Source organism: Sphingobium sp. FG58, assembly GCF_057809055.1.
The window spans coordinates 1-1,269 of record NZ_JBMDJF010000057.1 but is presented as its reverse complement, the minus strand read 5'-3'; the positions used below and the strand labels follow the sequence as shown (position 1 = coordinate 1,269).

1 protein-coding gene is annotated in these 1,269 nt (G+C 60.5%); it reads right to left on the bottom strand.

Features of this window, described 5'->3' with window-relative positions:
• Positions 1 to 34: 34 nt before the first annotated feature.
• A protein-coding gene (locus ACODR8_RS19925; protein ID WP_119750802.1) for an IS3 family transposase occupies positions 35 to 1,206 on the bottom strand; the annotation gives its coding sequence in 2 pieces (ribosomal slippage) (positions 35 to 942 and positions 942 to 1,206; 1,173 coding nt in all).
• Positions 1,207 to 1,269 lie beyond the last annotated feature (63 nt).

The following is a 1,269-nucleotide window of genomic DNA, read 5'->3' as shown; positions in this document are numbered from 1 at the left end:
TGACCTGCCCCCACCGAGTGGACCGTGTTGATTGTTAGTGGATTATTCTCGCCGCCGCCATATCCGGATGGAGGTGGAGCGAAGCGGAACCGGAGGCCGGATATGGCGGTGAAGCCGTTTCCGGGGCCGGCGGTCGGTAGCCCAGGCTGCTGTGCGGACGAACGGTGTTGTAATGTCGCCGCCACGCTTCGATCAGCACTTTCGCCTCGGCGAGGCTGTAGAAGATCTCGCCATTGAGCAATTCGTCACGCAGCGACCCGTTGAAGCTCTCGTTATAGCCATTCTCCCATGGTGATCCCGGCGCGATATAGAGCGTCTTTACGCCGATCTGGCCAAGCCATTTCTGGACGGCATTGGCGATGAACTCCGCGCCATTGTCAGACCGTATATGTGCTGGCGGGCCACGCTTGACGAACAGGTCCGCCAAGGCGGCCAGCACGTCCTCATGCCTGAGCTGCCGCGCCACGATGAGCGCCAGGCATTCCCTGCTGGCCTCGTCGATGATGGTCAGGATGCGGAACTTGCGACCATCATGCGTCCGACCTTCGACGAAGTCATAAGCCCACACATGCCCGGGATATTGCGGCCGCAAGCGGAGGCACGATCCATTATTTAGCCACAGGCGCCCGCGCTTTGGCTGGCGCTGTGGGACTTTGAGGCCCTCGCGCCGCCAAATCCGCTCGACCCGTTTATGGTTCACTGTCCACCCTGCATGGCACAACAATGCCGTCACCCGGCGATAGCCGTAGCGACCATATTGCTTTGCCAACGCGATGATATCCTCCGTGAGCGCCTGTTCGTCATCCGCCCCGCGTGGCACTTTGCGCTGCGTCGATCGATGCTGACCCAACACCCGGCAGATCCGTCGCTCGGACACCGGAAGCTCCCGTCGCAAATGGTCGATACAGCGTCGCCGCCGCGCAGGGCTCAAAAGTTTCCCCGTGCAGCCTCCTGCAAAATCAGCTTGTCCAATGTCAGGTCGGAGATCGCCCGGCGTAGACGCAGGTTCTCCTTCTCCAGATCCTTCATCCGCCGTGCCTGATCGGTCTTCAGACCGCCATATTCCTTGCGCCAGCGGTAATAGGTCTGTTCGCTAACCGCGATCCGGCGGCACGCTTCGGCAGTCGATACCCCCTGCGCCAGAACGATCTCAACTTCACGCAGCTTGCCGATAATCTCTTCCGGCTTGTGTTTCTTGCTCGGCATTCGTCATCCCTTTCGTGGTCCAGACTATCACAGTCTCTGGGCCACTCAGCGGGGGGCAGATCA